The organism is Synechococcus sp. PCC 7335, from assembly GCF_000155595.1.
In the GTDB taxonomy this organism is placed as follows: Bacteria; Cyanobacteriota; Cyanobacteriia; order Phormidesmidales; family Phormidesmidaceae; genus Phormidesmis.
The window spans coordinates 91628-117647 of record NZ_DS989906.1 but is presented as its reverse complement, the minus strand read 5'-3'; the positions used below and the strand labels follow the sequence as shown (position 1 = coordinate 117647).

Below are 26020 nucleotides of genomic sequence, written 5' to 3'. Positions count from 1 at the left end.
CTGAGTAGTATAATTGACGTATGCTAACACGACGCACTACCTTCAGGCTTTACCCGACACCCGCCCAATCCGCGCAGTTGTTTGAATGGCGTAGACTCCACGCCTACCTCTACAACGCGGCTATGGCTAACCGCCGAGTGCAGTACAAGCAATTTAGCCATAGCGTTGACTACTTCGAGCAGCAAAACAGTCTGCCTGCCTTTAAGGAAGTATGGCCCGAGTACAAGGCGTTGGGTTCTCATGCTTTGCAAGCAACGCTAAAGCGGGTGGATTTTGCCTTCCAGCGATTCTTTAAGGGGCTGGGTGGATATCCAAAGTTCAAGTCAATCCGTCGCTATAGCGGCTGGACGTATCCGTGCAAACAGTCATGGAAAGCGCTCAGTGATGGCAAGCACGGACGGCTAAAGCTCACGAATCTAGGAGAGATCCGAATGCGTGGGCAGGCCAGGACGTGGGGGACGCCAACAACTTGCACGATTCTGTATCGGGCGGGGAAGTGGTTTGCTTCTATCACGGTGCAATGCGAGCCACAGCGCGCGACTGGCCCTGGTGCCGTGGGTATCGATTTAGGCTGCAAAGATACCGTTTCATTTAGTGATGGCAGTAAAGAGCGTAAGCCTGCGTTTATAGCTGTGGGTGAGCGGGCGGTGGTAGCGGCTAGCAAAGCGAAGCGGCGCAAGCGGGCACCCAACCGGAAGCAGGGCATCACAGCATCGAACAGATGGAAAAAAGCAGCGAAGCGTGTGGCCAAGTTGCAACGCCATGTGACGCGGCAGCGCACTGATTGGATGCACAAATTAACTAGCGATATAGTGAGCCGTAACAGCCTAATCGCTGGTGAGCAACTGTCAGTCAAAAACATGACGCGCAAGGCCAAGAAAGGTAGCAAACGCAAGCGGCAAAAAGCTGGGCTGAATCGGTCTATTCTGTCGGTTGGGTTTGCCTCTATCTCTTCGATGCTGGCTTACAAGTCGGCGGAGAGTGGCGGCATCTACACCGAGTCGCCAACGCGAAAGCTGAAGCCTACGCAGCGGTGCGCGAAGTGTTGGGAACTAACACCCAAGACGCTCAAAGATAGAGTACATGTTTGTTCTAATCCTGAGTGTCAGCATGTTGAAGATCGTGATACGAACGCCGCTCAGGTAAACCTTATCTGGGCAAGGGGTGCGGAATGTGCCTCTTCAAACGCAGAGTCGGCTAGCTCTACTTCCTGCGGAAGCCTGAAGCAACTAGCGGCAGTGAAGCGTCAGAAACTCCTAAACGCAGGGACGGAAACCCCGTTCTCCCGCGAGGCGGGGTAGTTCATATTTCAGAGTAACAACCGTACTCGTAAAGCACAGACTAATGCTTCTTTTAAATTTACATTTACGAGAGTAATTTGTCCGTAGTATGTGGTCAGCTTCTTTTAAACATCACATCTCAGCCTCAGTATCTACCCCTATGAATTTCGGACTAGCGTATAGCGATACTATCAAGAAGTTTTCACTAAAAGTCACAAACCTGTCTAATCAGTCGTCAGTCCACCGCAGCGTCATCTCGCGCTTCAGAGACGCTCGGTCGATCAAGACTGATAATCTAGAGCGATTAGTCTCGGCGCTCGATGACGAAGCCTTCGTGTACTGGGTCTCGCAAATCATCGCCGCGAGGAACTTGCAGAACAGACCGTCCGGCATCCATGCCTTCAATCGTGTGATTGAGCATTTGGACGAGGAAGAGATAGCGAGTGTCCTCAACGCGATCGCCAGTAAGCTCATGCGTGAAGCAGCCAGAGAACAACCCGTCATCTCACCATCCCCCAACGATGATAACGACCAACTTGCCCAACCTACTCTTGACGAAGAAAGCAATGATAGACCAAAGCAGCCAGCAGGAACAGAACGGCAAACAAAGCAAAGTGCGGCAGCTGTTTGAGGCGGCTGAGAATCTATCGCCTGAAGAGAGAGCCGAGCTGATTGATCTCTTGCTCGCGGCTAAGTCGTCCAACGTCTTTGTGGGCGTCGGCACAACTCGATTAACGGCTCAGACTGTTTTCCAGATCAACATGAACTCCAAAGAAGACTATGCCCAGATTTTGAAAGCGGTCGCATCTAAAATGCAAGAATCGTCTGTTGTCTCGGCAGATGGCAACTAGGAAAAGAGACAAGCTATCGTGAGTTATTGTTGACTTTTTATTCAACAATAATCAGGCAATACAACACAATTGTTTACACATTTTTTGCATTTTTTCCTCAAGCAGAATAATCCTTGAAACCCTATCTGCATAGGGAATATATCGGTTACCCAAAAAGTCTTCTCTTACGTAGTTACGGACAAAATATCAGTTTTCACCAAAATGTCGCATAAGTGAGACATTTTGCATTTGCTTTTCAAGAACAATTTGTACACAATCTATGGCACGGAACAACTATATGGGCTACTCACATGAGTTCTCTTTCACAGGTACGTCAATCCTTTAGTTCTAGGTCTTTTTCAAAAAATGCGTCTTTCGTCGGTCTTAGCGTTGGCGCCATCATGGTTGGAGTAACCGGTGGTCTGCCAATTCTGTTGATCGCTACCGCTGTTATCGTCACCGCCAGCTCTCTTTATACTGGGCAGAGTACAGAACAGATACTCAACCGTCTTACCGCGTCAGTAGGTGGTATAAGAAATATCTTTCTGTTTCTAGGAGTGGTGCTAGGTATTTCTTTACTAATGCACGGTAGTCCCGCCGATGCTGCCTTATTTGAGGGAGCCAAAAAAGCAGCAAAGGATGGGATTGGTACATACATCGGAACAAACGAGACGACTAACATGATCTCCGCACTGACGTTTGCATTATGGGCGTTTGGCGTGGTGGGTGCCCTTGCCGTTCTTGCAGGCGGTGTTGCTCAGAATGTCATGGTGCTAGCTGGTGGTCTAACGTTGTTCTTTGGTATTGCCATCATCATTATGGTCCTGGAATTCTCTGACAAGCTTATCTTCGCAACCTAAACAGTCAACAATCCCCATCTCTTCTATGTGAGGGTTAGCGCCAAAAAACAATGGAAACCCCTGCTCTATACCTTGTGGTGAATAAAGCCATCGGTCGGTTCCCCGGCTTTCTGTTCTTACCGATACCGCTGCTGTGTGTGCTGTTGGTGGCCTTTACTATTAGCATCGCCCTGACGCTGTTCCTTGAGCTAGGGATGGGAGGGTCGATGCTGCTGGGCATATTCCTCACGCTGACTTGGCTGTTTGTGGTTGGTCTAGACCCGATTCGCTTTACCTATTCATTGATTCCCCCGCCTCGGTGGGTAAGAGGTCGATACACCGCCGTTAGTGTTCTAGAAAGCGAGTAATGCTGCTAAAAAAGTCTCTTTCAGGTAAAAAGCCTAGTAACGCGCAGGTCTTCAAACAGAAAAAGTTTGAAGACCAGTGCGATTTTCTCGCATTCTGTCGTCAGCAGTTGCAGGACGAAGATGTCGGCTGCTATCTCAATCGCAGGCGAAATAATCTAACGAAGCTATGGGAATATTCTGTTGTCTATGCGTTCGAGGTGAGAGGCATTCATCCGCTGCTCTATCCCGGTGAGGCAGAAGCCACCCTGCGACGGGTAGAACAAACGCTAAAACGACTCTACGGCGGACAGCGTTTAGTCTTTCGCTTTAGCTCTAGAGCAGATGATTCGGCAAAGCAAGCAGAAATCTCAGAGCTGATCAACAATACTGATATCGTTGAACATCAGTACTTTCAGGCATCGCGCTCGAAAAACATTCGGCTAATCAACGACCAGGGCAAACGACAGCATAAGCGCATTACGGTCTTTGCTGAATACAAGCTAGGCGAGTTCGACAACCAAGGTCGTAACCTGATCGAGAAAGCCCTGGGTAACGCTGAATTTTACTACCACAGAGTCTTTGGCAAGCAGAAACAGGTCCCCGGTGAACTCCTCAAGTCACTGCTAACCGATGCGTTCAACAACGGTTACCTGCCGCTGAAGTCGCTGCTGGCGTCGATGGGCCTTCGTACCATAACTCATAAGGTAACTGAGCTATGGGAAGATTTGTGGAAGACCTTCAATCCTAAAGCAGAGTTTAACCAGAAGCTACCGGGGCTAGGCTATCATCTCGTTCTGGAGGGAACCTCTCTGTATGAGGACTACCTGGATGTAGACCATAGCGAGGTTGATCCGCTTTCTCTAGCCGTTGGCGAACAGGTTCCTAGAGCCGGTTGTAGCTACGTTCAGCTCGGTCAGGAGATAATTGGTGCAATTGGCCTAGAAGAGAAACCGGCGGCGTTCACCTCGCCAGAGCATCAGCTGCTATTTCTATGGGAAGCGGTTTGTAATATACCCAACTGTGAGATCTTTTGCGAACTCTCCCCCAGCCCGCAGCTGGTTTCTAAGATTGCTTTGCAGCGAGTCGCTAAAGAGTCGATGGCGGGTCAGTCGATGGCGGCGAAGCGCAACAACGTCAGCGTTGAGGCGGGCCATCACCTAGATGAAGCAATGGACGCGCAGAGCCGGATCTATTCGGGTGCAGTGCCAATCAATATCTCGCTCTGCGCCTTCTTGCACCGGCCCACCACGCAAGCGCTGAAGAACGGCTTCCGTGAGTTCGAGGGAGAATTTAACCAAAGCAAGTGGAAGCCGGAGACCGATGCGGCCTGGATGCTATGGCTAAACTCGCTGCCGGTGACGATGGATGCGCTTTACAACGACAATCGGCGCAAGGTCTATCTATCCGATGAAGCGCCAGCGCTGATGCCGTTGGTCAAACCCTTTACCGGCGATGCGACAGGTATTGAGTTCATTACGAAGAAGGGAAGAGTCCCTGTCCACGTCGATATCTACGCCCGTACCGTAGGCATTCTGGCCTTCGGTGAATCGCGCAGCGGCAAGACTGGCGTATCCGAGGATATCATCATCAACGGTCTAGTGCGTGGCCTTAATGTCCTCGCTATCGACTATCCCAAACCAGGCGGCATCCATAGTCTGAAGTATCTGGCGAAGATGTTTGGCTCGATGAGCGCCTACGTCGATGTCGCCACTGAGAAGAACAATCTGTTGCAGCCGCCAAACCCGTTCAAAATGGCGAGTTTGGCAGAGTCGGACCGGCAGGGGCGGATGAAGCAGCACTACGACTTCTGCGTCACCGCGCTCACGATGATGGTGATGGGTAATGACAACGCTCCTATTGGTAAGCGTGTCCGGTCGCTGCTGGTACAGACCATCACTCCGTTCTTTGAACACTATGAGGGCGCGTTTAAAGCCGCTTTTGCCGCTGGGTTAGGTTCACCTGAATGGCAGCAGATGCCAACGCTGCATCACTTTCTCGCCTTCTTCGAGCAGTTCGACTTCGATATGCCGGTCGGCCAGCAGTTTATCGAAGAAGCGTCGGCGCTGATCATTCTAGAGCTGCGTACCTGGCTGTACTCTAGGGTCGGCCAAGCGATTTCTGCCCCGTCTACGATTGACCCAGACGCGCAGTTCACGGTGTTTGCGCTCGATAGCGTCAACGATGATATCGACGCGGCTATTATTGCGCTGAGCGCCCAAGCCTTTATGCTGCGCAAAGCCTTCGAGCTACGTAGCTGTATCTCAATTGTCGATGAAGCGCCCGTTCTGCTGAAGTTTGAAGCCCTCGCTCGCATCGTCGGGATGATGTGCTCGAACGGGATGGCCGCTGGGATTAAGCCTGTTATCATTTCGCAAGACCCGGCCTCGATTACCAACTCGATTATTGCCTCTCAAATTACCAACAACTTGAAAGTACGCTTTATCGGGGCGATTACGCGCAACGCCGCCAGAGAATTTGAGAAGCTGCTGGGCTATGACCCCGCCGTGCTCAAAGACAACACGACAGAACAGTTCTTCACCAACGCCCAAACGCTCTCGTCTAGCTGGCTAGTCGATATCGATTCCAAGCTAGTGCATTGCGACCACTACCTACCGCCGGAGTGGTTGGCAGCGCTGGCAAACAACAAGTCAGAGATTTGGCTAAGGGATATGGTGACTGCCCGCTTTGAGAACAAGTACCAGGCCCATAGTGCCTTCACCAAGATCTACGTCGAAGCACTCAGAGCAGGTCGCATTGACTATCTCTACAACAACCGTGAAAAGCTTCAACAACCGATGTACGCCAATGTTTAACCCAACTCTCACCGCCCAAGAAAGCAAAAGGATAGCGCTAGTCAGTGCCTGTCTCTCTAGCGTATTTACGGCAACTAGTGCGCTTGCTTCTATTCAACCGCTTGAATCGGAGAACCCATTCGAGTCGAACATTCCCGCCATCATCAATAGCAGCGGCGGCGGTAGCGATAGTGCTGGCGGTGATGCGATCGGTGATGCGGTTGGCGGTATGGCTGGCGATGCGGTCGGCGGCGTGGTCGGTGATATGGCTGGAAGCACCATTGGGGATATGGCCGGAAGTGCGGTTGGTGATATTGCCGGAGATGCTATTGGCGATATGGCTGGCAACGGTTCTATGGGCGAACTAGGTAGCATCTTCGATCTCTCTGGCTTAGAAAATGGACAGTTCCCGTCTTCTGGAAGTGATGTATTCAATATCGGATTAGGTAGCATCTTCGGTAAAGGCAGTGGCCCGGTGCCTGAAATCTTCGACGACATCATGAACGGCGATATGGGCGGCATTCTTGAAACGGTCTTCGGCGTACTGATAGGCGAGAACAGAATCTTTGAGGAGATGATGGAAGTTGTGCTGGGTGATGATTGGAAAGATATCGATGGTGATGGTAAGAAATCGACACCACCAGATCCTTACAAGGTGCGCTTACCCAATAAGAAAGATAAAAGTATCGACCGCAACGACTCTAAGAATAAAGAAGGTGGCATTCTGACTCGTTCGCCAATTGTACTGAGACGAGACCGGGCGAATGCGTATGATCAGACGCTCGGACGGGCGATGGCTGCGCCGATGCTGGCAGAAGCGGGGAACAAGTGGTTAGGCGCACAGATCTCCAACAGTTCCGACATGATGCAGGCGGGGTTAAAAACCACGCAGAGCGCTGTCACTAAGTCTACTGAAGCGACTGATGCGACCTCTACCCAGGAGATTGTCAGGCGTAGTGCTGAAATTTCCGGTATGGCCGCGACGTTGCAGATGCAGGAGATGCAGCAGAACGCACTGATGAGCGAATCGCTTTGGAATATGCAGCGGCTACAAAGTGCTCAGCTTCAGCTTGCCGCCAATAGTAGCGAAGCCGCCGATGAACAAAACCGTAGAGACCGGGCGAGTCGCGCTGCTGCCCTTTCTGGTTCTGCATACGAAGCCATGATTATTCCAGGACTAGCCGATGTCGCTTCTGCGAAATCGACACCTGATAGCACAGCAACTGCACCGCCCGCTGATTCTCTATTCGTATCCCCTTAGCCTTTTACTCATTCTATGCTGTTATTCGACAGACAAGTCAAATATAGATCCTACTTAGTCGCTTGCTTCTACGCAGGCTTGATTCTGTTTGTCTCAGCATCGGCTGTCTTTGCCCAGGACGCGCCTGGAGGCCCTACCTCTATTTTAGACAACGCGCTAGAAGTCTCTATCAAAAGTGAAGAAGGACTTAATGAACTATGGAAAACAACATTCACAAACGGCTATTCGCCCGGTTATGACGCCATCATTGACTTCGCTCGAAAGATAGCTGTTATTCCCTTCTTCTGGCTGTTTATTCCTATTACCCGTGACTTTGTTTCTAACCGCTATGAAGAGATGTTCAAGCATGTGGCTTGGCTGGTATTGATCCTGATGCTATCGGCAAACGACTTCGGCCTAATCACTACGATCAGCCACGGTTCTAGAAACTTCATCAACGCATCGACTAGAGAAATCCTATCGTTTCAGCTGGGTCCGGTCACCATGCAAGATGCGCTCACCGATGTGTTGATAACAGAAGAAGCAAAGGCCACTATTCAAGCGAACCTAGCCGAATGTGAAGCTAAGGAGGGAGAAGAACAAAAAAAGTGTTACGTAGATGGTGCAGAAGAAGCAAAAGAGTCTCTTGAAGAAATTAGAAATGATAAGCGATTTCTAGGGATTCGATTTGCACGTTTAGAAAGTCTGATTAAGCGTCTAGATAGGGTAATTAAAGATATCGATATCACAGCCAATAACGGGATGAACGATATGACGTTCGGACTGCTTAACTTCGCTTTCCAAACAACGGGTCAGGCCATAACCCAACAACTAATGAAGGGCTTTCAAAGCGCGATGATGACAATCATTGATGTGGGCTTCTATCTGACTGCTTTGCTTGCCCCAGTTGCGGTAGTCTCGTCGCTGGCACCGCTACAACCTAGAGTTTTGTTTATCTGGGGTGCAGGTTATGTTGGCTTTGCTCTAATGAAGATGAGCTACAACATTCTAATTGGTGCGATTGCGGCGGTGGCATCGCTCATTCAAGCAACCGATTTCGGTAGCACTGGTCTTCTAATTTCTATGGGCGTTCTTTCCCCCATACTAGCAATGGGAATGGGTAGCTGGGCAGGTACTCGCCTTGTTCATGCAATGGCGGGGGGCGCAACTGCGATGGTTTCAATGATTCCAGTGCCAGTTCCCAGACGATAGTAAAGTCAAAAGTAGTTGTGAGGAAAACGCATGAGAGTATTGTTTATTGTTCCCTTTTGGTTTGTTGCCCTATTTGTAATGGGGATGCCTGCTGTTTTTAACTCAGGGCCTGATCCAGATCCAGATGACGTTCTTCTTTTTGTTGAAGATGACTATCAGAGAAAAGCGCGGTATCACGCAGAGCTAGATGAAAGACAAGAAGCCTTAGATACCTGCACTGAAATAGAAGAGAAGTTTAGTAACTCGTTCGCTTATCGCATGTGCCTGCTAAAGGTATACGGCGTACTAGACGACATCGACGGAAAGATTGAGATCTATGAACAGATGCTAGCGATAGAACTTGCGAATGGCGATAGTGGTGTGCTTACTAGTCGTGTACTCGAAGGACTAAGAAAAGAGAGGGAGGAGAAGAAATGACTGCCAAACTAAGACTCAAGAAACTGAATCGGCTGCTGCCAGAGGTGAAGTCAGCAGATGAGTCAACTGGCAGCAAAGTAATCTTTCTATGTCTAATCTGTAGCAACGTTTTCACCTTTGTAATGATGTTCTGGCTAGCCGCTAGCGTTTCTAGAATTGCTAACCGTCAAGCGCCTACACTGGTACAACAGGTGGGCGGACGTGCCTTTGTTGCCAAACCTGTTGATTACACCTACCGCGACCCACAGCTTCTACAGAAGGTTGCGCGTGAATGGGCACTGCTGAACTATTCGTTTGGTAATTTGCCGCAGATTGACCACCAGACCGTAACGGTTTCCTACGATGGCAACAACTTACCCGAGCAAACGGTCACGGCGAGTTATCTCTTAACCGATAAGACCAGAGATGCTTACCTGAAAGGCTTTGTTGAGAATATCTACAACCCAGAAGCGCAGAGTGGTAACCTCAGCTCTCTCTATATGCCCTATCGCATCTCAGTGCCGAGAGAAATCAACCCTGGCCGCTGGGAAGTCGATGTCATCGGTTCTCGCTTAATCACTACACCTGATAATCCATCTGGCGAGCTGATTCCGACGAATGTTCGTCTGTCGCTGGTCGCGGCTGAGGTACCTATGCTCGCGCTCGACCAGAATCCTTCCCCTGCTGCTCAAGCGACCTATCGTTTACTCGAATCGGGTATTCGGATTGACGAAATTACTGCTCTCAAAAAAGGTTAAACCCATGCCGAACAACGACAACATCATGACTTTTCCTAGTAATCAGGAGACGACGCTGAACGATATCACAGCCTTACTCGACGGCGCACCTGTGATCAACCAACCGGCCCTCTCAGATAAGCCGGTCGCAGCCAGTCAACCCGCTGATAGTACCCCCATCGCCTCCGCAACAGACTTTGCCGAAGTCGAGGAGAAAAAGCCGTTTGCTAGGCGAGTAGGCCCGAAGACCGCGCTCTCGGCTGCATTAGTAGGTTTGACTATCTTCCCGCTCGGTGCGCTTTTCTTTGGCATGTCTAACAGCAGCAGCCAAACCGCAGAAACTAGCGATGTAATCGAGCTAGAAGGCGAAGAAGAAAACACCTACGTTACGGCTGAAGAATATGCGGCGCAGCAGGCAGAACTAGAAGAGTTGCGAGCAGAGAAAGCCTTTGCTACGCAGCAGGTTGATATTGAGGCTATCGATGCCGCTGGTCAACAGAAACAGGCGCAGGCCGCCGCGCAAGCTGCTCCTAATAAGCCATCCACCCCAACTAAGCCTGCGAGTACAGCCACGGCGCGTACAGCGGCTCCTGCTAGAACCTCGTCGCCCACAGCAGTACGGGTAAGAGCAGCTTCACCTGCACCGAGACCTGCCGCTAGACCTGCGCAGGTAGCGGCCCTACCGAGACAGTCTCCAGCGGCTTCTTCTACCTCAGCACCCAGCCGACCTATCGTACAGCAGCCCCCGGTTGACCCGTTCGAGCGCCGAGCGCAGCTGCAAGCACTTGGTAGCTACGGCGCACCTCCGCCGACCAACGGCCACCCGACACAAGCAGCAAGCTACACCCAAGCGTCTAACCCGTTTGATTCGACTGACGACTACTACGTGCAGACGATTGCGTTTGAAACCTCAGCACCTGCACCCGTTGCGCCTGTCGAACAACCCCCTAGCGCCGAAGACCTAGATTACCAACAGGATGCTGAGCTGGTGTTATCTGCCGCACCACCTGAAGCAGATTTATCTGAAGCGGAAGTCACACCCTCTAGCGAGTTACCTGAAGCGGAAGTCGCACTGGCACCTGTAGAGTCAAAAGCCGATGAACCCAAAGTCATTGAACCAATCGATACAAAAGATTCCGCTGTTATTGATCCTAGACGGTTCAAGTCTTCTGAGAAGAGCACTGAGCAAGAAGCAACAGCCGCTAGCCGTACGGTTATCGAAACACCTGTCGTAGCCGCATCTGTCGAAACACCTGTCGCGGCTGCGCCAATGGCAATCATGCCAGGGACTAGCATCGGTGCGAACCTTCCCTATGGCTTTAGCTGGCAGGAAGGCGCACCGTTGCCCGAAGTGCTGCTAGAAACAACAGAAGACATCATGGCAGGAGGCCGCGCTGTTATCCCAGCAGGAACGCAGCTGCTCGCCAGGGCGCGGATTGATCCTGGTTCTGGCGTGGTCAATTTACAGGTAGTTGGTCTCTTTGGTGAAGCCAGAGATATCCAAATTCCTCGCTCTAGTATTATTGTCCATTCCGAAGATGGCTCGGTGCTCACCGCTAATGCCAGTGGCGGTCCTGCGAGAACTGGCCCGAACGTTGGTGGGTTCCTAATGGAATCTCTGGGGAATAGCCTTGGCAACGTCATCAGCGACAACGACAGCTTGGCGGGTGATATCGCCGGGGGGATGGCTGAGACTGTAATCGATAATCAAATGCAGCGCTCCAGGGCTAACGCGGCTGTTCGAGCATCGCGCAGCGCGGCCCAGCCTGTCGTTTGGACGCTTGACTCTCGTTCACTTCGACTCACCTTCAACAACTATATTCCGCTTGCTAACTTACGGAGGTCATAGGATGCAGCTGACACTAGAGAAAGTAGCGATCGCCCTTTCAGCAGCGGCGCTGATGTTCGCACCCACCGCTGCAAAAGCCGCCTGTACTCGCGGGCCTAATGTGGTGGTCAATCGCGGTCACGGCGCTAGTATTACATTTAACGAACCCGTGTATCAGGCGCAGGTGTTCGATGTATCGAGACTCATTCTTGAGCCGATTCCTGAACAAGGAACACATGCGCTCATTCTCACAGAAGTAGACGCGCAGGCTTTTCCAGGAATGCCCCATACCGCGACTACCTCTTTGCTCGCGAGTACCGCTAGCGGCTGCTTTGTCTTCGATGTTTCCTTCGGTACCCAACCTGTTCACAACACCGTCAGCGCGCTACCTAGCGTAAATCCTAATCTCTCGCAGACCGCACAGCTTCCTGGTGGTGCAGATATCAACATCGAAGCCCTCCGTGCTGAACATGCAGCGGCAATAGAACAACACGGTGAAGATAATGCTTTTCTACAGCGTGTGGGCGTATTTCTCACGCTAGTAGATGAAGGCACTTCTCAAAGGCTAGCCGCGCAGCAAGCAGAGGTTGAGTGGAACCATCTCATGCAGCTATCGGGTCAGCCTGTCCTCGACGGTCTCCTAATCGATAGCGTCGGTGCCTAAACACTTTTTCTTGATCGATGAAACGATTCCTTTGCTTTCTCCTATCGTTCATAGTTGTCCTGTGTCTCTGGTGTCGTCCGGCGATCGCGCAGGAGGGATCTACCGATGTCTCCGATAGTTTGGAAATACTTGCCAGTCAGCTATCTTTCGACGACTTACCTGCTTTCGAGAGTGATGGCTTCATGCTAAGCGAGCGTGATGTTGTCTTTCAACTCGAAGGGCAAACGAGCTTAGACAACTACGACGCGCAAATGGAGGGCTATGAGAATAACTACAACCTATCGCGGGAGTGGTTTGCCGGGGAGTATCCGAGCGATGTGATCAAGCTAGGCGATGTCATGTATACGGGCGCAGGGCTTGAAGAACTCTCGCTTGGTGATATTGCTCAAGGAGTCGGCTTCGATATTCAAGGCTATCAGTTAGCAGATGTTCCGTTCCTACAAGACTTCACGCTGAATGAACTGGTGAACGATGTTCCTTACCTTGGCGACTATTCACTAGCTGATATGCCTGAACTCGCTGAACGCATCGGTGGTAGTGGGTCCGAAGAGACACTTTCGCAGTATCTAGCGAATAATCCTGAGATTGGTGAACTAACGCTATCGAGTGCTGAGCTAGGCGATTTGCAAGTCGCGGATGTGCCTAACCTCGATGCAACTGCGCTAGGTGATATGCCTGAAGCAGAGGATGAAGAGATATCTAACGTACCGGGTCTATCGACGCTTCAGTTTGGTCAGTATCCCGGCCTAGAGATAGTCGGTGGCCTAATTCCGATCGCCAAGCAAGATATTAGCTTCGGCAGCAAGGAGTACTCGTCGGGCAAACCGACACCGAAGCCAGTCTCGGGCGGCACTAACGGAAAAGAAGGTTGGGAACCGATTGCTTGTGTCGGTGGCTGTGCTCACATTGAGCTGTATGACTCTGATATCTCTCCTATTAAGGGCGCTTGGGCAGGTGCTAATTGGATGACCAATGCCCACCGAATCAGGGATGGCTTCGGCGTATTGGGTGCAATGTTCGACGAAGCGGGTGCCTACCGAGTGCCGTTTGGCCCGACGTTTGCTTTTCAGGTGAGATCGACCGATGAAGCCACTGGTGCGGCGGAATGGGGGCTGGCGTTTCGCTTCTGTAAACGTTTTCCGATTGATCTTGGCTGTACGGCGTACTTTATGGAGGTGCCTCTACCGATCACGACACATGAAGGGGCCACGATTCTCACAGGTGTGAAAGACGGTCTCGGCGGCTCTACGCAGCCGATTAAAGCACCTAGAGAATGGGAAGATATGAAACCGGGCGCACCCTCTGGTCTCGGGGGCAGTAGCCCTAATGGGTATGGTGGTGGACTTTGTGGTGAAGGGCCAGGTGGCGTTGATTATGAATCGTTAGCAGCTGCATATAAAACAATCGAATCCAATATCGATGAATACGATTCGATTGGTAGATATGTCGATGGTGGGAAAGGTGGACACGGCCAAAGACTGCGCGGTCGTGGCTTAGGAAAGTACCAATATATGTCGTATAGAGAAGAGGTTCGCGCCCGCATCATGCCTAAACAGGGTGGCGCTGAATTCCTAGCGAAAGCCGATAGTGGCGCTTCACTCTCGGTTGCTGAGATGAGGCGACTATTTCCTCCTGATGAACAAGATGAACTATTCAAATCAGATCAAGCCACGCTAATCAAACAGGCGATGGCTGAGGGACATGAAGGAGATGCTTTGATCGCTAGAGTTGGCGAACTACATACAGGTGGCAAAGGCGCACGACCTGGTTCGCACGGTGGTTATTCGAGAAAGCTGGTCACCGCATACAAAGAGAAAATTAAGAATGGAGATTCAGTCTGTAAAGCGACAGGGAAATACATCAACCCAACACTAGCAGGATATAAACCTGGCGGGAGACAGTTTGGAATGGAATGGCACCCCATTTATAAAGAAAATCGTATGCACGCAGGCGACGATATCGGTGCGCCTATGGGTGCTGAAGTAGTTGCTGCTGATGGAGGGATCGTCTCTCATGCAAGAATATCCGGCAGCATGACCTCCGGCTATGGCAAGCTCATTATCATCGACCATGACAACGGTAGGGAGAGCTACTATGCTCACTTGCAGGATTATGTAGTCGGTGAGGGTGCTTCTGTTGCACAAGGGCAGGTAATTGGTTTTGTCGGTAGTACAGGTGGCTCAACAGGTCCACATCTACATTATGAAAATAGGGTAGGTGGAGGCCCAGTTAATCCCGACATCGATACGGACTACAACGTAGTAGCATCGAACCTGAAAAAACCGTAGAGGACTCTATCATGCGTATTCGCAGCGTCAAGAAGAACATCGCTATTGGCTTAGTTACGTTTTCTTTAGTCGTCGTTATTGGTGCATTTAATAAAGTGCTCAGCAGCCTAGAAGCTAACTATCCTACTGCGCTGGTATCAGGAAATGCCACGCTAGTCTCTGATCGTTCACAGATGAGTTCAGCCGAGTTGGGGGCAATGTGTCAACCAGAAGACGCGTCGAACTTAGTTCTAATCGCTGAAAGTACCGTAGAGTACAAAACCTATCAAGTTTGGCGGATGGATATTGATGGAAGAGTGGTTGAGCGAACAACAACCCTAATTGGAACTGGTTGCGGGTTAGCGAATGACTCTCGATATAGCGAGGTTCCCTATGAATATGTTCCAAGAGAAGTCGCTGAAGAACTGTCGCTTGAAACTATCCGCTACAACATAGATTACGTAGGTGGGCTAGAAGCCTACCGCAATGGGTTATTAGAGGCCGTACAGCCAGATGGACTGAGCGGCGGTCAGCTATCGCAATTTTCTTCTATAGATGTCGAGACATGGAAAAAACTAGGAATAGATATTCCTAGTGAACTCTACGAAGTTATTGAATATCAAGAAACTCAACCTTATGGTTCTGGAAGCTGAGGAGTTAACTTGAAACACCAATATATCTCCCTGGTAGACCCCTCAGAGCTTGTTGAAACCGCTATCGACGACCATCCTGTCGCCTCTGCCGCTACGTTAATGCTAATGATGGCGCTAGCGGGTGGACTTAGCTTTGCTCGTATCGCCACGGCACCGAAGAAGCAAAAGCTGGGCACGGGCCGCTTCGCTAGTAGAGCTGAGAAAGCCAGAGCGCGACAGCTAGCGAAGAAACAACGGAACACAGGCGGACTAGAGATGTCGCTTCGGTTAGGCGATGTGGCTATTCCCTATGCGAACGAATCAGTTCTGTTTGTCGGCGCACCTGGTTCAGGTAAGTCAGCAACGGTCGGTGACCCTGGCCTAATGGAAATCATCGACCGAGGACTACCTGCGATCGTCTTCGATGCCAAAGGAAGCCGTGAGGATAGCATCACGCGGCGGTTCGCACCACTCGCAGGTAGAGCGGGCTATAACGTGGGTGTGATCGCGCCGGGGAAGGACTACTCCGACTGTCTCAACCCGCTTGAGTTCATCCGTTCTCCGATAGATGCTTCTCGGTCGCTGCATCTTGCCAACATTCTAGAAAAGAACACAGCTGGCTTCAATCCGAATAAGAGCGGCCAGGGTGACTTCTTCCAGCGGACGGGCATCGGTATTGTGCAAGCAGGCATCATGCTCAGCAAACTACTGCCACAGTCAGATCTGATGACCGTTAGCGAGATTATCAATCGACCTGACCTGGTTGGGCGCATCAAAGGACTGATGGAGAGTGGCAATGCACCTGCTTGGACACTCAAACAGTTCGGCCAGATGGTCTCGTCTGAAGAGAGTGAGAAGCAGCTAGTTGGCATGATTGTCACCGCTCAAAGTATCTTCGAGCGCTTTATCACAGCTGACCTAGTGCCGTCGTTCTGTGGCCCGTCTACCGTGCCGCTGAAGATGGATGGCAAGCAGATTCTGTTCTTGCAGGTGGATGAAGAAACGCAAGATGCGGTATTGCCGCTGATTGCAGCGATGATCGAGCTGCTGATCGCGCACAACTTCTCCGAGCCGAGAAAGAACATCTTGGGACTGTTTCTAGATGAGCTACCGCTACTGTATCTGCCGAAGATCGCCCAGTATGTCAACCTATTACGCTCGGCTGGTCTAGTTGCTTTCCTTGGCGTTCAGTCGCTTTCTCAGATGCGAGAAACCTACGGCAAAGATATGGCAACTTCTATCATGACTGGCTGTCGTAATACGCTATTTTTCAACCCGAACAACGTAGATACGGCCAAAGAAGTCTCCGCTCGGATTGGTGAATGCGATCGCATTCATCATACCTGGAGTCGCAGCGGCGCACTGCTGATCAAGCCAACTCGTAACCAGCACCGACAGAAGGGACCGCTCCTCTCACCGGATGAGATAAACCGCTTCGGCAAAGGTAAGTTTGTCATGTTCGCCCCTGGCTATCAAACCCAAGCGGGTGAGCAAGCATCTATCCCGATACTGGCAAGACCCAAACTCAACCACGCACACATTAAGCAGCAGGCGATCGCAGGTCAGGTGTGGGATAGCAAAAGTCAGCAACGACTAACCGAGCGGCGAAAGCAGGATGCCGACTACATCAGTGACGTTGAGCAAGCGTTGCTCGAACGTAGAGAACAAGTAGAAGTCTTGCTGCCCCCAGTAACCGATGAGACAGAAGCAGACGCGACGGAAAGGGAAGCACAACCGACTGCTGATGCAGTCGCTGAAGAAGCAGTCGAAGCAAAAGAAGTAATCGAAGAGATAGCTGCGAAAGCACCTGCTCCTGCTACCGAAGACGTTGACGATGCACGAATGAATGAAGTCATGGCACTAGCCGCTGTACTCAACTAGCAATTAGGAGAATGAGAGATGGCCGACCACAGTTCTGTTCAAGAAGCGGAAACTGCTGCTGCTAACAAAGCCCGTGAGATAGCCGAAGCTGCTATCCGACTCACACTACAGAAGCAACAGCAGCAGCGGCCCGAAGATACCAAGCTATACAAAGATTTCTATCGTGCCTATCGCGATAAAGGGGTCGATGATAAGACCGCTAAGTCTGCCGCTGCGGATATGGCAGCAGGTTTCGGTGCGAAAGATAGTGAGGCCGTTCGGCAAGCGGAAGCTCAGGTAGTGCAACGGGCACAGCAAGCACAAGAGTACCGTACGGTGGTGAAGACTGCAGCAGATCGTTCAAAGCCGATGGCAGAGAGACGACAGGCACTCGATAGAACCGACCAGTTAGAAACACAGCTGGGTATTAAAGGCCAAACTGCCGAAGCGAAAGCGCAGGTAATCAACCAACTAGATGCACCTGCAAAACAAATTGAAGCTGCGCCCAAAGACAATCCGGTTGCGAAAGCAGCCTTGCTACTAGACCAACAAAAAGCCTACGAAAAAGAGGGAGCTAGCCCTAAAACGGCAAAGGCCGCAAGCCGCGAAGTAGTTGATCAAGCCCTTGGTGCTGCCGATGGAGCAGCAGTTAAGCAAGCCCATCAGGAGATTCGTCAGCATCAGTTGCTCAAAGAGATGTATCAGGGTGTCTATGAGAAGAACGGCGTTTCACCTGAGCTAGCAGCAAAAGCAGCGGACCAGCTAGCTAGAGGCAATGGGGCGAATCGTTCCAAAGCCGTTAGACAAGCACATGCTCAAGCACTTTCGGAGGTGAAACAGGCACAGAACACTTCACCAGAACAGTCATCACAGTCAACTGAGAGTAAGCCTGTCGTCAACCGTTCGCCTGAAGCGAGTCAGCAGGCATCACCACAGCCAACACCACAGATCCAAGCAGAACAGTCTGCTCCAAAGCCCGAGGCGCAACAGCAGACGACTGAAGCTAGCTCCGTTCAAAGTACGCCTAGCAATGAAGCTACAACCGCGCAGTCAGAATCGCTATGGCAACAACATAGTCCTACCGAGCAGGGAAAGCAGCTCCGGCCTGAAGTGAACTATGAAGACAACGCCGTCCTGAACGATGCCCACTTTGCCTACAATGCCCTTTCCACTGGGGCAACAACAGCAGAAGTAAAAGACTCTATTCTACGTAACAGCCCTGAAGCTAACAGTATGGAGGCACAAAAGGCTTCTAACTATGCTGACAGGGTAATCTCACGCGCTGAACAGGCCAGAGACCAGACGACTGCGCCAACAAAGGCAACAGTCGCACAGCCACAACCTTCTGCTACAGCACTTCAGTCACCGACACCCGCTGCCGTCAGTCCACAGAGCGAACAACCGCAAGTAGCTCAGCCGAAGCTTGATTCCAAGGCGATCTACAACCAGTTCAGTGAGTCTAAGGCAAGTGGTGTCTTTGCAACGATGGCGAAAAAGGATGTGAGGACCAACGATATGGCGATCGCCAGTAGAGCGCTAGAAGCAGGCTACTCACCTGTCGAAGTCAAAGCGGTGATCGCGCAGAACAGCCCTCACGCAAAGAGCTTGCGCGGCCCCGATACCTATGGTGCTCGAACGGTCGAGAAGGCACAAGCAACCGATAGCTTCTCGAAGCAAGCTCCCGATGTCATCTGGAAACAGACTCAGGCTAGTTCAGGGCAGACCAACAAGACAGATAAGGCCATCGTCCATAGTGCGCTAAAAGCAGGCTACAACCCTGAGCATATCGGTAAGGCGATCTCTAAGAATAGTCCCACCGCGCAGCAATCAGCTGACGCTAGCCAGTACGGTAAAGGTGTCGTCAAAGAGGTGCAGGAAGAAATCAAGGAGGAAAAACAAAGCAATCAGTCTGGGAAGAAGGCTGAGAAGGGACAAGCTACAGACCAGAAGCGAGAAAAGTCCGCTAGCAAGAAAGTTGCTCAGTCAAAGCAAACTAAGCCGTCAACTAAAAACATAACAGGCAAGCGGAAAGTCCGTAGTAAGTCGAAGGGTCAAGGTATGGAAATGTGATGCAACATCAACAATTTGGGGGCTTCATCGCAGGACTGCTCAAAATTAGCGATAAAACGGAAGTGATATCGAGCGCTAACTGACACCGTACTGCATATCTACCGTCTCGTTGAAGGAGCGGACGATCGCCACAATCGCGTCAGCCTCCGCATCAGCAAAGACCCCATCTAGGCCACCGCTATGGATATTGGTAAAGGGTTGTTCGTACAGCAGCCCAGGGTTCATCACGCCGTTCTGCGTCAGATAGTCGATGATGGTCTCTACAAATCGAATCTGCCCTGCGCTGAAGGTGCTGCCGACTAGGTACTGAGAAAACGCATCCTTGGCCGCATTACGGTCTAAGCCAACTAGCTGCCGAATGAATAGCTTGAGGCTGCGGTCAGTACCATACACCTGCTCAAAGCGTTCTCGACTCTCAATCTCCTCCGCTGCAAACAGCATGGTCTCTAGCGACTCTAGGTCAGTTTCAGTCAGCGGTAAGTTTCGTTTGAGCTTGGCGATCGCAACGTGGTCTTCATTAGCTCTGATGTAGCTTTCAACTTTCTTACGATACTGATAAGGACTAAAGCCAGTCTGATAAGTCGGGACGTCAACTAAGGTGACATCACCCATCTGATCGGCAAAATCGGTATACACCGTCTGCTGCGCCTGCCGATCGATGAATTGAATCAGCTCTCGTAGATTCAGCCGCAGAGACTCTACCATCTTGGGCGTGACGGCTTCCCACCAGGTTTCGGCCTGCGCTTCGGTAATGAGTGGCAGCTGCGCTTTGACCATGGGGATATCGCGCTTTTGCTCTAGCGCGGCGAGAGTGTCGCGCACCTGGTCGCGCAATCGCTCAAACGTATTCTGTCGCGCTAGGATGGCGAGCTGTAATTTCAGGCACAGTAGGTCAAATTCCTTGGCTAGCCGATTCTCGCGGGGGTTGCCGTTTGGGAGGTCGGCTAGATGCTCCGCCACGGTTTCGATGTCTTCGGTGCTGAGTGTCTCCCAACGATCGCGCTCGGAAAAGGTTTCAACCTGTTGCAAGTGCCGTCGGACTAGAACATTCTCTGGGGCCATCGTCGCAACGTGTTGGTGCAGACTATCGAGCAGTGCTGTTCTTAGCTCAGGCGCGGCTTGTTCGCCTTCCGCCTGCTTGAGTAGCTCGCTGAGTTGCAGACGGTGTTTAATCAACCGGCTAGTTAGACTCTCTGGCAACGGCTGACTTTTCTCTTCTATCTCCTGACTGAAGTAATCGAAGTTACTGCATAGGTCAAAAACCAAGAAGCATTCTTTGTCCTGCCCAGGCCCAAAAAGGTCTTCACACAGCCGGGTACCGCGACCAATCATCTGGTTGAACTTGACCCGTGAGTAGACTGGCTTGAAGAAGACGAGATTGACGACTTCGGGTACGTCTACGCCGGTATCGAGCATGTCTACTGAAACAGCGATCGTCGGCGCTTTCTCTACTTCTGAGAAGTTATCTAGCAGGCTTTGGGCGTAGGCATTATGGCTATCGATTACCTGGGCGAACTGGCCTTTGAGGTGGGGGTAGTTCAAGTCAAAGCGACTAACGATAAATTCGGCATGCTCATGGGTGCGGGCAAACACAATTGTTTTTCCGAGCTGGTCACCGCCTTCTACTTTTAGACCTCGCTCCATCAGCAGCTGTAGCGCCTGGTCTACGGTATCTGTGTTGAATAGCCACTTGTTGATCGCAGCGGCGTTTACCTGGTCTGGCACTTCGCCTGTTTCTTCATCGCGAAACTTCTCTTCGTATTCGAGCTTTTCTTCAGGGCTCAGGTCTTGGTACTTGACGCCGTTGCGTAGAAACTTGAACGGCACGTTGACGCCGACCGGGGGCACTAGGTAACCGTCTTCGACGGCGTTGTCTAGCTCGTAGGCAAAGGTCGGAACGCCTTGCTGTAGCTCAAAGATTCGATAGGTGTCTCGATCAAGTTCGGCTCTCGGGGTGGCGGTTAGGCCAACTAGGAGGCCGTCAAAGTATTCAAATACGGCGCCGTATTTGTTGTAGATCGAGCGGTGGGCTTCATCGACGACGATCAGGTCAAAGTAGCCGGGGCCAAAGAAGCGTTGCTCGCTGCCGGTGCGGTTAATGGCATTGAGCATGGTGCCGTAGGTAGAAAGAACAACGTTGGCGCTTTCTATCTGCTGGCTGTTCTTGTTTTCGGTGAGGTTGATCGGCGTGACGCTAGGCAGATGGGTTTTGAAGGCTCGGTACGCTTGGGTGAGCAGGGCGGTGCGATCTGCTAGAAAGAGAACGCGCTTGGCCCAGTTTGCCGTTTTGAGCACGTCTATCAGCGCGATCGCTGTCCTTGTCTTGCCGGTGCCGGTGGCCATCACGAGGAGTGCTTTACGGGCCTTGTGTTGCTCAAAGTGTTCGGTGACTTGGCGGATCGCTTCTTGTTGGTAGCTGCGGTTAACGATTTCGGGTTTGACGCTGACTTGCGTGAGCGGTAGGCGGTTTTGACGGCGAAAGATTAGCCGCTCTAGCTCTTCTTTTTTGAGGAAGCCTTGGATCTCGCGTGGGGGATATTGCTGGTCGTCCCATAGCCAGGTTTGATAGCCGTTGGTGTAGAAGATGACGGGACGTTGATTGAACTGTGCTTCTAAGCAGTCGGCGTAGAGTTTGGCTTGATGTTTACCTTGAGTGGCGTCGCGGCTGGTGCGTTTGGCTTCGATTAGGGCGAGGGGTGTGCCGTTGTCGCCCCACAGTACATAGTCAACTCTGCCGTTGCCGGTATCGGTGCTTTTGGTAGTCGGCATCCCGGTGACTTTGTACTCGGTGAAGTCGGGTGCGGTGATGTCCCATCCGGCTTCACCGAGTAGGATATCGATTAGGTAACGGCGGGTGTCGGCTTCGTTGTAGTCGTGAGTGTCGGGGGCAGCGGCGTTTTGCTGTTTGAGCGCGGTGATTTCGGCTTTGGTGGCTTCTAGCTCGGCTTCTGTTTTCTGGCGTCTATCGGCTTCGATTTGCTGCATGCGCTGGGCTTGGGAAAGCTGACGCTCTAGCTGCTGTAGCTGCTGGCTGGATAGATCTGCCGCTGCGTTATCGGGTTGCGGGATGAGGTTAGGGTTGAAGGTTAGGGGGGCAAGCGTTTTACCGTTGGGGCCGTAGGCGCGGCACAGCCAGTAGAGGATATGAAACAGTTCTTCAACTAGGCGACGGGCGTCTCTTTCGCTGATGGCGGTGGAGCGATGAACGGCTGTGTTGCCCATCTTTTGGATGGTACGAATCTTTGGAAAGAGGCCGGGTTTTAGGTTGTCTTTGAAGGTTTGTTCGTGGATTAGGGTGCTGAGCTTATTGTCGTAGGGAAAGCGCAGGTAGGGGTCGTTTTCGTAGAGCCACAGTACAGTTTGCTCTAGGGCGAAGCGGGTGTAGAAGCAGCAGGCACGGGGCGAGGTGAGTGCGAGGCGTTCGGCTTCCAAAGCGTGGCCGTAGAGCTTGGGGAAGGCGGGCTTTAGGAAGTCGAAGTTGGAGGGCATAAGGGGAGGGGGAAGATTCGATCTAATGGTATGCCCTACAAGCTTGCCCTGTCGTGATCAGGAGACAGCAAGCTTAGGGTTGAGGTTTATCTTCGGATTCTCCTAGCGTTTGCTGGGCAGCGTTCCGAATGTGCAAAATTCGCACGGTAGGGATGTGTTGCTCGTCTAGCACGGTAAAGAGAATGCGATAGGTGTGTTGTCCTTTGCCGTAGAGCAGTTGACGAATCTCCTGGCTGAAGAATGCGTTTTCGCGGGCAATGGGACAGCGGCGAGGCATCTTTCCTAGTGTGCTGATGGCTTTGATCAGTCCTTGATACCAGCGCTGAGCCTGCTCGGGGGTGGTGTATTGGGAGAAGCTGAGAAATGCTGCATCGGCTTCTGCTTTTGCCACGCTAGATAGGTCAACGCGGTAGGTCATGACTCTAGGGCAAGACCGTATTTTCGGTTTTGTTCGGCAATGAAGTCCTCAAGGCTAGAGGATTTGCCTTGCTCGAAGTCGTCTAGACCACGTTGAATGCCGTTCAGGGTTTCAAAGAAGTCTTCGTCGTCAAGGCTGAGGCCCCAGGAAAGAACGGCGAGCGCGATTTGGCCGATGTCTTGTCCGGTGGTTTCGGCGCGTTGCCGAAGCAGGGTTTCAATTCTAGGCGGGAGGTCGAGGGTGATAGACATGGCTATGCGGTTGGCGGTGAGTCTATTCTAGCGAGCTTGAAAGGATGGTTCTTGTATGGGTGTTGATGTTCGTTGCTGTTGCGAGCGGACATGGGCTAGAGGTCACCTCGGAAGGCGCGCTGGAGAAGGGAATGGAAGAGATTATTCTCCTGCTCGCATGTGCAATGTAGAAAATTCTGAATGTGTCGAATTTTCTTGTATTGCTTACTAAATCGCTGCTGATCTTCTAGTGGGGGAAGTGTGACCACAAGATTTTTAAAAGCGCCAAGTGGAAATCTAGAGCGAGTGGCCTCGACAATAATGGGTTTAAGAGTGTGCTTCCCAATTTGCGAGTTAATATATGCGGCTATAAACTCAGGCGTAGCATTTTCTAAATCTAAGCGCATACGGACAACATCTTGAGTCACGATGCCATTCGGAGAAGACAATGGATAAATAGCTGCTGTACCAGGCGGATCGCCTACTTTAGCAATTAGTACATCCCCAGGGAAAACATTACAAGCAGCTAATTCTTTTGCTTTTTCCTTTGTTACAAAAGCTTGACTCACCCTATTATATACACCCTCTCGAATATCTCGGATATAGATTACAGGTACTCCTTCTGACTGCAATTCGCTGGTTAGAAGATTACTTCCGAAAGGGCCATTGACAAAAGAATTTCGGCTCTCAAGAGTAACGTCTTTAAAGCTTACTTTTCTGCAATCGTTTGAAACGCTTTCCATAAAGTCAAGGAATACTGAGCGTAGTAGGTCTTCGGTGAGTGCGATCGCCTCCTTCCGTTTCCGCCGCACTGCATCCGCTTTATCCAAAATTGCCGCAATCCGACGTTGCTCCTTGATTGGGGGAAGGGGAATTTTGCATTTTTTGATTTCACCAATAGCCGCAAGATTTTTGAGCGCACTGCCCGCACTTTTTCCAAAGATATCTCTTTGGTACGTAGGAGACTCAAGCAACCACTTTAGATAGCGTACTAGAATGACATTTGTGTCTGGTCGGATTCTCATGAGAGCTTGGTTTATGACGCCAGGCTCCGCACTATCAGGCACTATGGCAATTCGTCCTATCGTTCCGGCACAGCTAATAATCAGATCTCTAGGCTTAACGCTAAAGCCTTCCATTTCCTTATATTTTTCGTCATTAATAAAATAGTGTCCGATTTGAAAGTCGTCTCTAATAGCATTTTGTTGTTCATATACCTTGAAGCCGCTTTCAACAAACATAGACTTTTTAAGAGAGCCTCCAAAGGGGCCGCGGCGAATAGCTCCTTTTTCAGAAGAAGCTATCTCTGATAGAGAAACTAGCTTCCAGTCGTGAGGTAAATTCATTTCAACATCCCCTCCAACTCATCCAAATCCACCCGAATCTCATCTTCCAGCGCTCTTAACTTCCCAATAATCACCTTCGGCGGCTCGTATACCACCTCCTCATACTCAATCTCCTTATACCGATTGATCGAAAGGTCATACCCGTTCTCCGCAATCTCCTCCCTCGGCACAAAAAACGCCTTTCCCTTCCGGTCTACATCCTTCTCTACATCCCGGCTCTGCCACCGCGCCAAAATATCTGGAATATCATTCTCTTCTATCGGCTGACGCTTATCATCCAAGCTCAGCCCATCCGCCGCCATGTCATAAAACCAAACAAAATCACTCCCCCCACTTTCTACACCCACCTTCGTAAACATCAAAATCGCCGTAGACACCCCTGCATAAGGCTTAAACACCCCCGACGGCATCGAAATCACCCCGTCTAACTTGTGCGCTTCTACCAGCAGCTTCCGCAAACCCTTGTGTGCCTTGCTGCTACCAAACAGCACCCCATCTGGCACAATCACCGCTGCCCGTCCGCCCTTCTTCAGCAGCCGCAAAAACAAAGCCATAAACAACAGCTCCGTCTTCTTCGTCGAAATTGCCTTCGCTAAATCCTTCGCAATCGTCGATTTCTCCACCGAGCCCTTAAACGGCGGATTCGCCAGAATCATCGTAAACGCTTCCTCCACCCCCGCATGATCCTCCGATAGCGAATCCCTCGCCTCAATCGCAGGCTGCTCGATGCCGTGCAGCATCAGGTTCATACTGCCAATCCGCAGCATCGTCGCATCAAAGTCAAACCCGTGAAACATGCCGTCATTAAAATGCGCCAGATTCCCCGGCGCATTCAGCACGTCATTCCCCTCACCATCTTTTAAGTCGCGCACATACTCCGCCGCCCCAATCAAAAAGCCCCCCGTCCCACAGGCCGGATCGCAAATAATCTCATTCGGCCCCGGGGCCATCAGCGCCACCATCAGCTTGATAATGTGGCGCGGCGTCCGAAACTGCCCGTTCGTCCCCGCCGTACTCAGCTTCGAGAGCATATACTCATACAAATCGCCCTTCGTATCCCGATCTTCCATCGGAATCTGGTCAATCTGAGTCACCACGCTATCGAGCAGCGCCGCCGAGCTAATCAAAAACACCGCGTCCTGCATGTGCCGCGCATAAGGACTATCTGCCGCCTCACCCCCGAGCTGCTTGATAAACGGAAATGCCTGGTCGCGCACAATCTCAAGCTTCTTATCCGAGTCGTCCAAGTTCTTAAAGTACGACCAGCGGCATTCCTGTTCATCCTCAGCAAACGTCGGCTGCTCAACCGAGCGGCCCAATCGCCGTGCCTTACTCTCCTTCGTCACCTCCAAGTCATCCAGCCGCTTGATAAACAGCAGATAGGAAATCTGCTCAATCACTGACAGCGGATTACTGATGCCGTTATTCCAAAAAGTCGTCCACAGGTGATCGACCTTCGACTTTAATTCCCCTGTGATCATGAATCAGGCTCCCTAGATAACGATTGAACGCAGACAATCAAGCGGCTACAGCATCTTGTCAT

The 26020-nt window shown here is 51.3% G+C and carries 21 protein-coding genes; 16 read left to right on the top strand and 5 right to left on the bottom strand.

Annotated elements, in window-relative coordinates:
• Nucleotides 1-20: 20 nt before the first annotated feature.
• From S7335_RS23730 to S7335_RS23655, 16 genes are all read left to right on the top strand, one after another.
• Entirely contained in the window at nucleotides 21-1301 is a 1281-nt protein-coding gene (locus S7335_RS23730) for an RNA-guided endonuclease TnpB family protein (RefSeq protein ID WP_006458507.1), read from the top strand.
• A gap of 139 nt (nucleotides 1302-1440) precedes the next feature.
• The gene (locus S7335_RS23725) at nucleotides 1441-1911 is read left to right on the top strand and encodes a hypothetical protein (RefSeq protein WP_157620711.1); all 471 of its coding nucleotides are present in this window, start codon (nucleotides 1441-1443) and stop codon (nucleotides 1909-1911) included.
• Nucleotides 1895-2131 carry a hypothetical protein gene (locus tag S7335_RS23720; RefSeq protein ID WP_038020040.1) on the top strand — a complete coding sequence of 79 codons (237 nt, stop codon included), beginning with the start codon at nucleotides 1895-1897 and terminating at the stop codon, nucleotides 2129-2131. The genes S7335_RS23725 and S7335_RS23720 overlap by 17 nt, the downstream gene beginning before the upstream one ends.
• A 380-nt stretch (nucleotides 2132-2511) precedes the next feature.
• Nucleotides 2512-2970, top strand: a complete 459-nt coding sequence (locus S7335_RS23715) for a hypothetical protein (protein WP_006458616.1) — start codon at nucleotides 2512-2514, stop codon at nucleotides 2968-2970.
• Between the two features lie 50 nt (nucleotides 2971-3020).
• Complete coding sequence (locus tag S7335_RS23710; protein WP_038020037.1) at nucleotides 3021-3317, top strand: hypothetical protein; 297 nt, start codon at nucleotides 3021-3023, stop codon at nucleotides 3315-3317.
• Nucleotides 3317-6109, top strand: a complete 2793-nt coding sequence (locus S7335_RS23705) for a hypothetical protein (protein ID WP_006458535.1) — start codon at nucleotides 3317-3319, stop codon at nucleotides 6107-6109. Before S7335_RS23710 ends, S7335_RS23705 begins: the two co-directional genes overlap by 1 nt.
• Entirely contained in the window at nucleotides 6102-7349 is a 1248-nt protein-coding gene (locus S7335_RS23700; protein WP_006458619.1) for a hypothetical protein, read from the top strand. The genes S7335_RS23705 and S7335_RS23700 overlap by 8 nt, the downstream gene beginning before the upstream one ends.
• A gap of 15 nt (nucleotides 7350-7364) precedes the next feature.
• On the top strand, nucleotides 7365-8540 hold the full coding sequence (locus tag S7335_RS23695) for a hypothetical protein (RefSeq protein WP_006458504.1): 1176 nt from the start codon (nucleotides 7365-7367) through the stop codon (nucleotides 8538-8540).
• Between the two features lie 30 nt (nucleotides 8541-8570).
• A complete protein-coding gene (locus tag S7335_RS23690; RefSeq protein WP_038020034.1) occupies nucleotides 8571-8957 on the top strand; it encodes a hypothetical protein in 387 nt (128 codons plus the stop codon).
• Nucleotides 8954-9694 carry a hypothetical protein gene (locus S7335_RS23685; protein ID WP_006458522.1) on the top strand — a complete coding sequence of 247 codons (741 nt, stop codon included), beginning with the start codon at nucleotides 8954-8956 and terminating at the stop codon, nucleotides 9692-9694. Before S7335_RS23690 ends, S7335_RS23685 begins: the two co-directional genes overlap by 4 nt.
• A gap of 25 nt (nucleotides 9695-9719) precedes the next feature.
• Nucleotides 9720-11522, top strand: a complete 1803-nt coding sequence (locus S7335_RS23680; protein ID WP_157620710.1) for a hypothetical protein — start codon at nucleotides 9720-9722, stop codon at nucleotides 11520-11522.
• Nucleotide 11523: 1 nt separating this feature from the next.
• On the top strand, nucleotides 11524-12165 hold the full coding sequence (locus S7335_RS23675) for a hypothetical protein (RefSeq protein WP_006458637.1): 642 nt from the start codon (nucleotides 11524-11526) through the stop codon (nucleotides 12163-12165).
• A gap of 17 nt (nucleotides 12166-12182) precedes the next feature.
• Nucleotides 12183-14453: a M23 family metallopeptidase gene (locus S7335_RS29395; protein ID WP_006458653.1), complete on the top strand. Its 2271-nt coding sequence runs from the start codon at nucleotides 12183-12185 to the stop codon at nucleotides 14451-14453.
• 11 nt (nucleotides 14454-14464) lie between these two features.
• Nucleotides 14465-15085 carry a hypothetical protein gene (locus tag S7335_RS23665; RefSeq protein WP_006458553.1) on the top strand — a complete coding sequence of 207 codons (621 nt, stop codon included), beginning with the start codon at nucleotides 14465-14467 and terminating at the stop codon, nucleotides 15083-15085.
• Nucleotides 15086-15094: 9 nt separating this feature from the next.
• Complete coding sequence (locus S7335_RS23660) at nucleotides 15095-16945, top strand: type IV secretory system conjugative DNA transfer family protein (protein ID WP_006458591.1); 1851 nt, start codon at nucleotides 15095-15097, stop codon at nucleotides 16943-16945.
• Nucleotides 16946-16963: 18 nt separating this feature from the next.
• The gene (locus S7335_RS23655; RefSeq protein WP_006458634.1) at nucleotides 16964-18994 is read left to right on the top strand and encodes a hypothetical protein; all 2031 of its coding nucleotides are present in this window, start codon (nucleotides 16964-16966) and stop codon (nucleotides 18992-18994) included.
• A 75-nt stretch (nucleotides 18995-19069) separates the two neighbouring features.
• On the opposite strand, the gene S7335_RS23650 is transcribed toward S7335_RS23655, so the two are convergent.
• The 5 genes from S7335_RS23650 to S7335_RS23630 all read right to left on the bottom strand — a co-directional run bounded on the left by S7335_RS23650 (nucleotide 19070) and on the right by S7335_RS23630 (nucleotide 25958).
• On the bottom strand, nucleotides 19070-22483 hold the full coding sequence (locus tag S7335_RS23650; RefSeq protein WP_006458510.1) for a DEAD/DEAH box helicase family protein: 3414 nt from the start codon (nucleotides 22481-22483) through the stop codon (nucleotides 19070-19072).
• A gap of 73 nt (nucleotides 22484-22556) precedes the next feature.
• Nucleotides 22557-22901: a type II toxin-antitoxin system RelE/ParE family toxin gene (locus S7335_RS23645; RefSeq protein WP_006458615.1), complete on the bottom strand. Its 345-nt coding sequence runs from the start codon at nucleotides 22899-22901 to the stop codon at nucleotides 22557-22559.
• Nucleotides 22898-23152 (bottom strand): hypothetical protein, encoded by a 255-nt coding sequence (locus tag S7335_RS23640; RefSeq protein ID WP_006458620.1) that lies wholly within the window; start codon nucleotides 23150-23152, stop codon nucleotides 22898-22900. The genes S7335_RS23645 and S7335_RS23640 overlap by 4 nt, the downstream gene beginning before the upstream one ends.
• A gap of 95 nt (nucleotides 23153-23247) precedes the next feature.
• Nucleotides 23248-24477: a restriction endonuclease subunit S gene (locus S7335_RS26440; protein ID WP_006458532.1), complete on the bottom strand. Its 1230-nt coding sequence runs from the start codon at nucleotides 24475-24477 to the stop codon at nucleotides 23248-23250.
• A complete protein-coding gene (locus tag S7335_RS23630; protein WP_006458593.1) occupies nucleotides 24474-25958 on the bottom strand; it encodes a class I SAM-dependent DNA methyltransferase in 1485 nt (494 codons plus the stop codon). Before S7335_RS23630 ends, S7335_RS26440 begins: the two co-directional genes overlap by 4 nt.
• Between the last annotated feature and the right edge of the window lie 62 nt (nucleotides 25959-26020).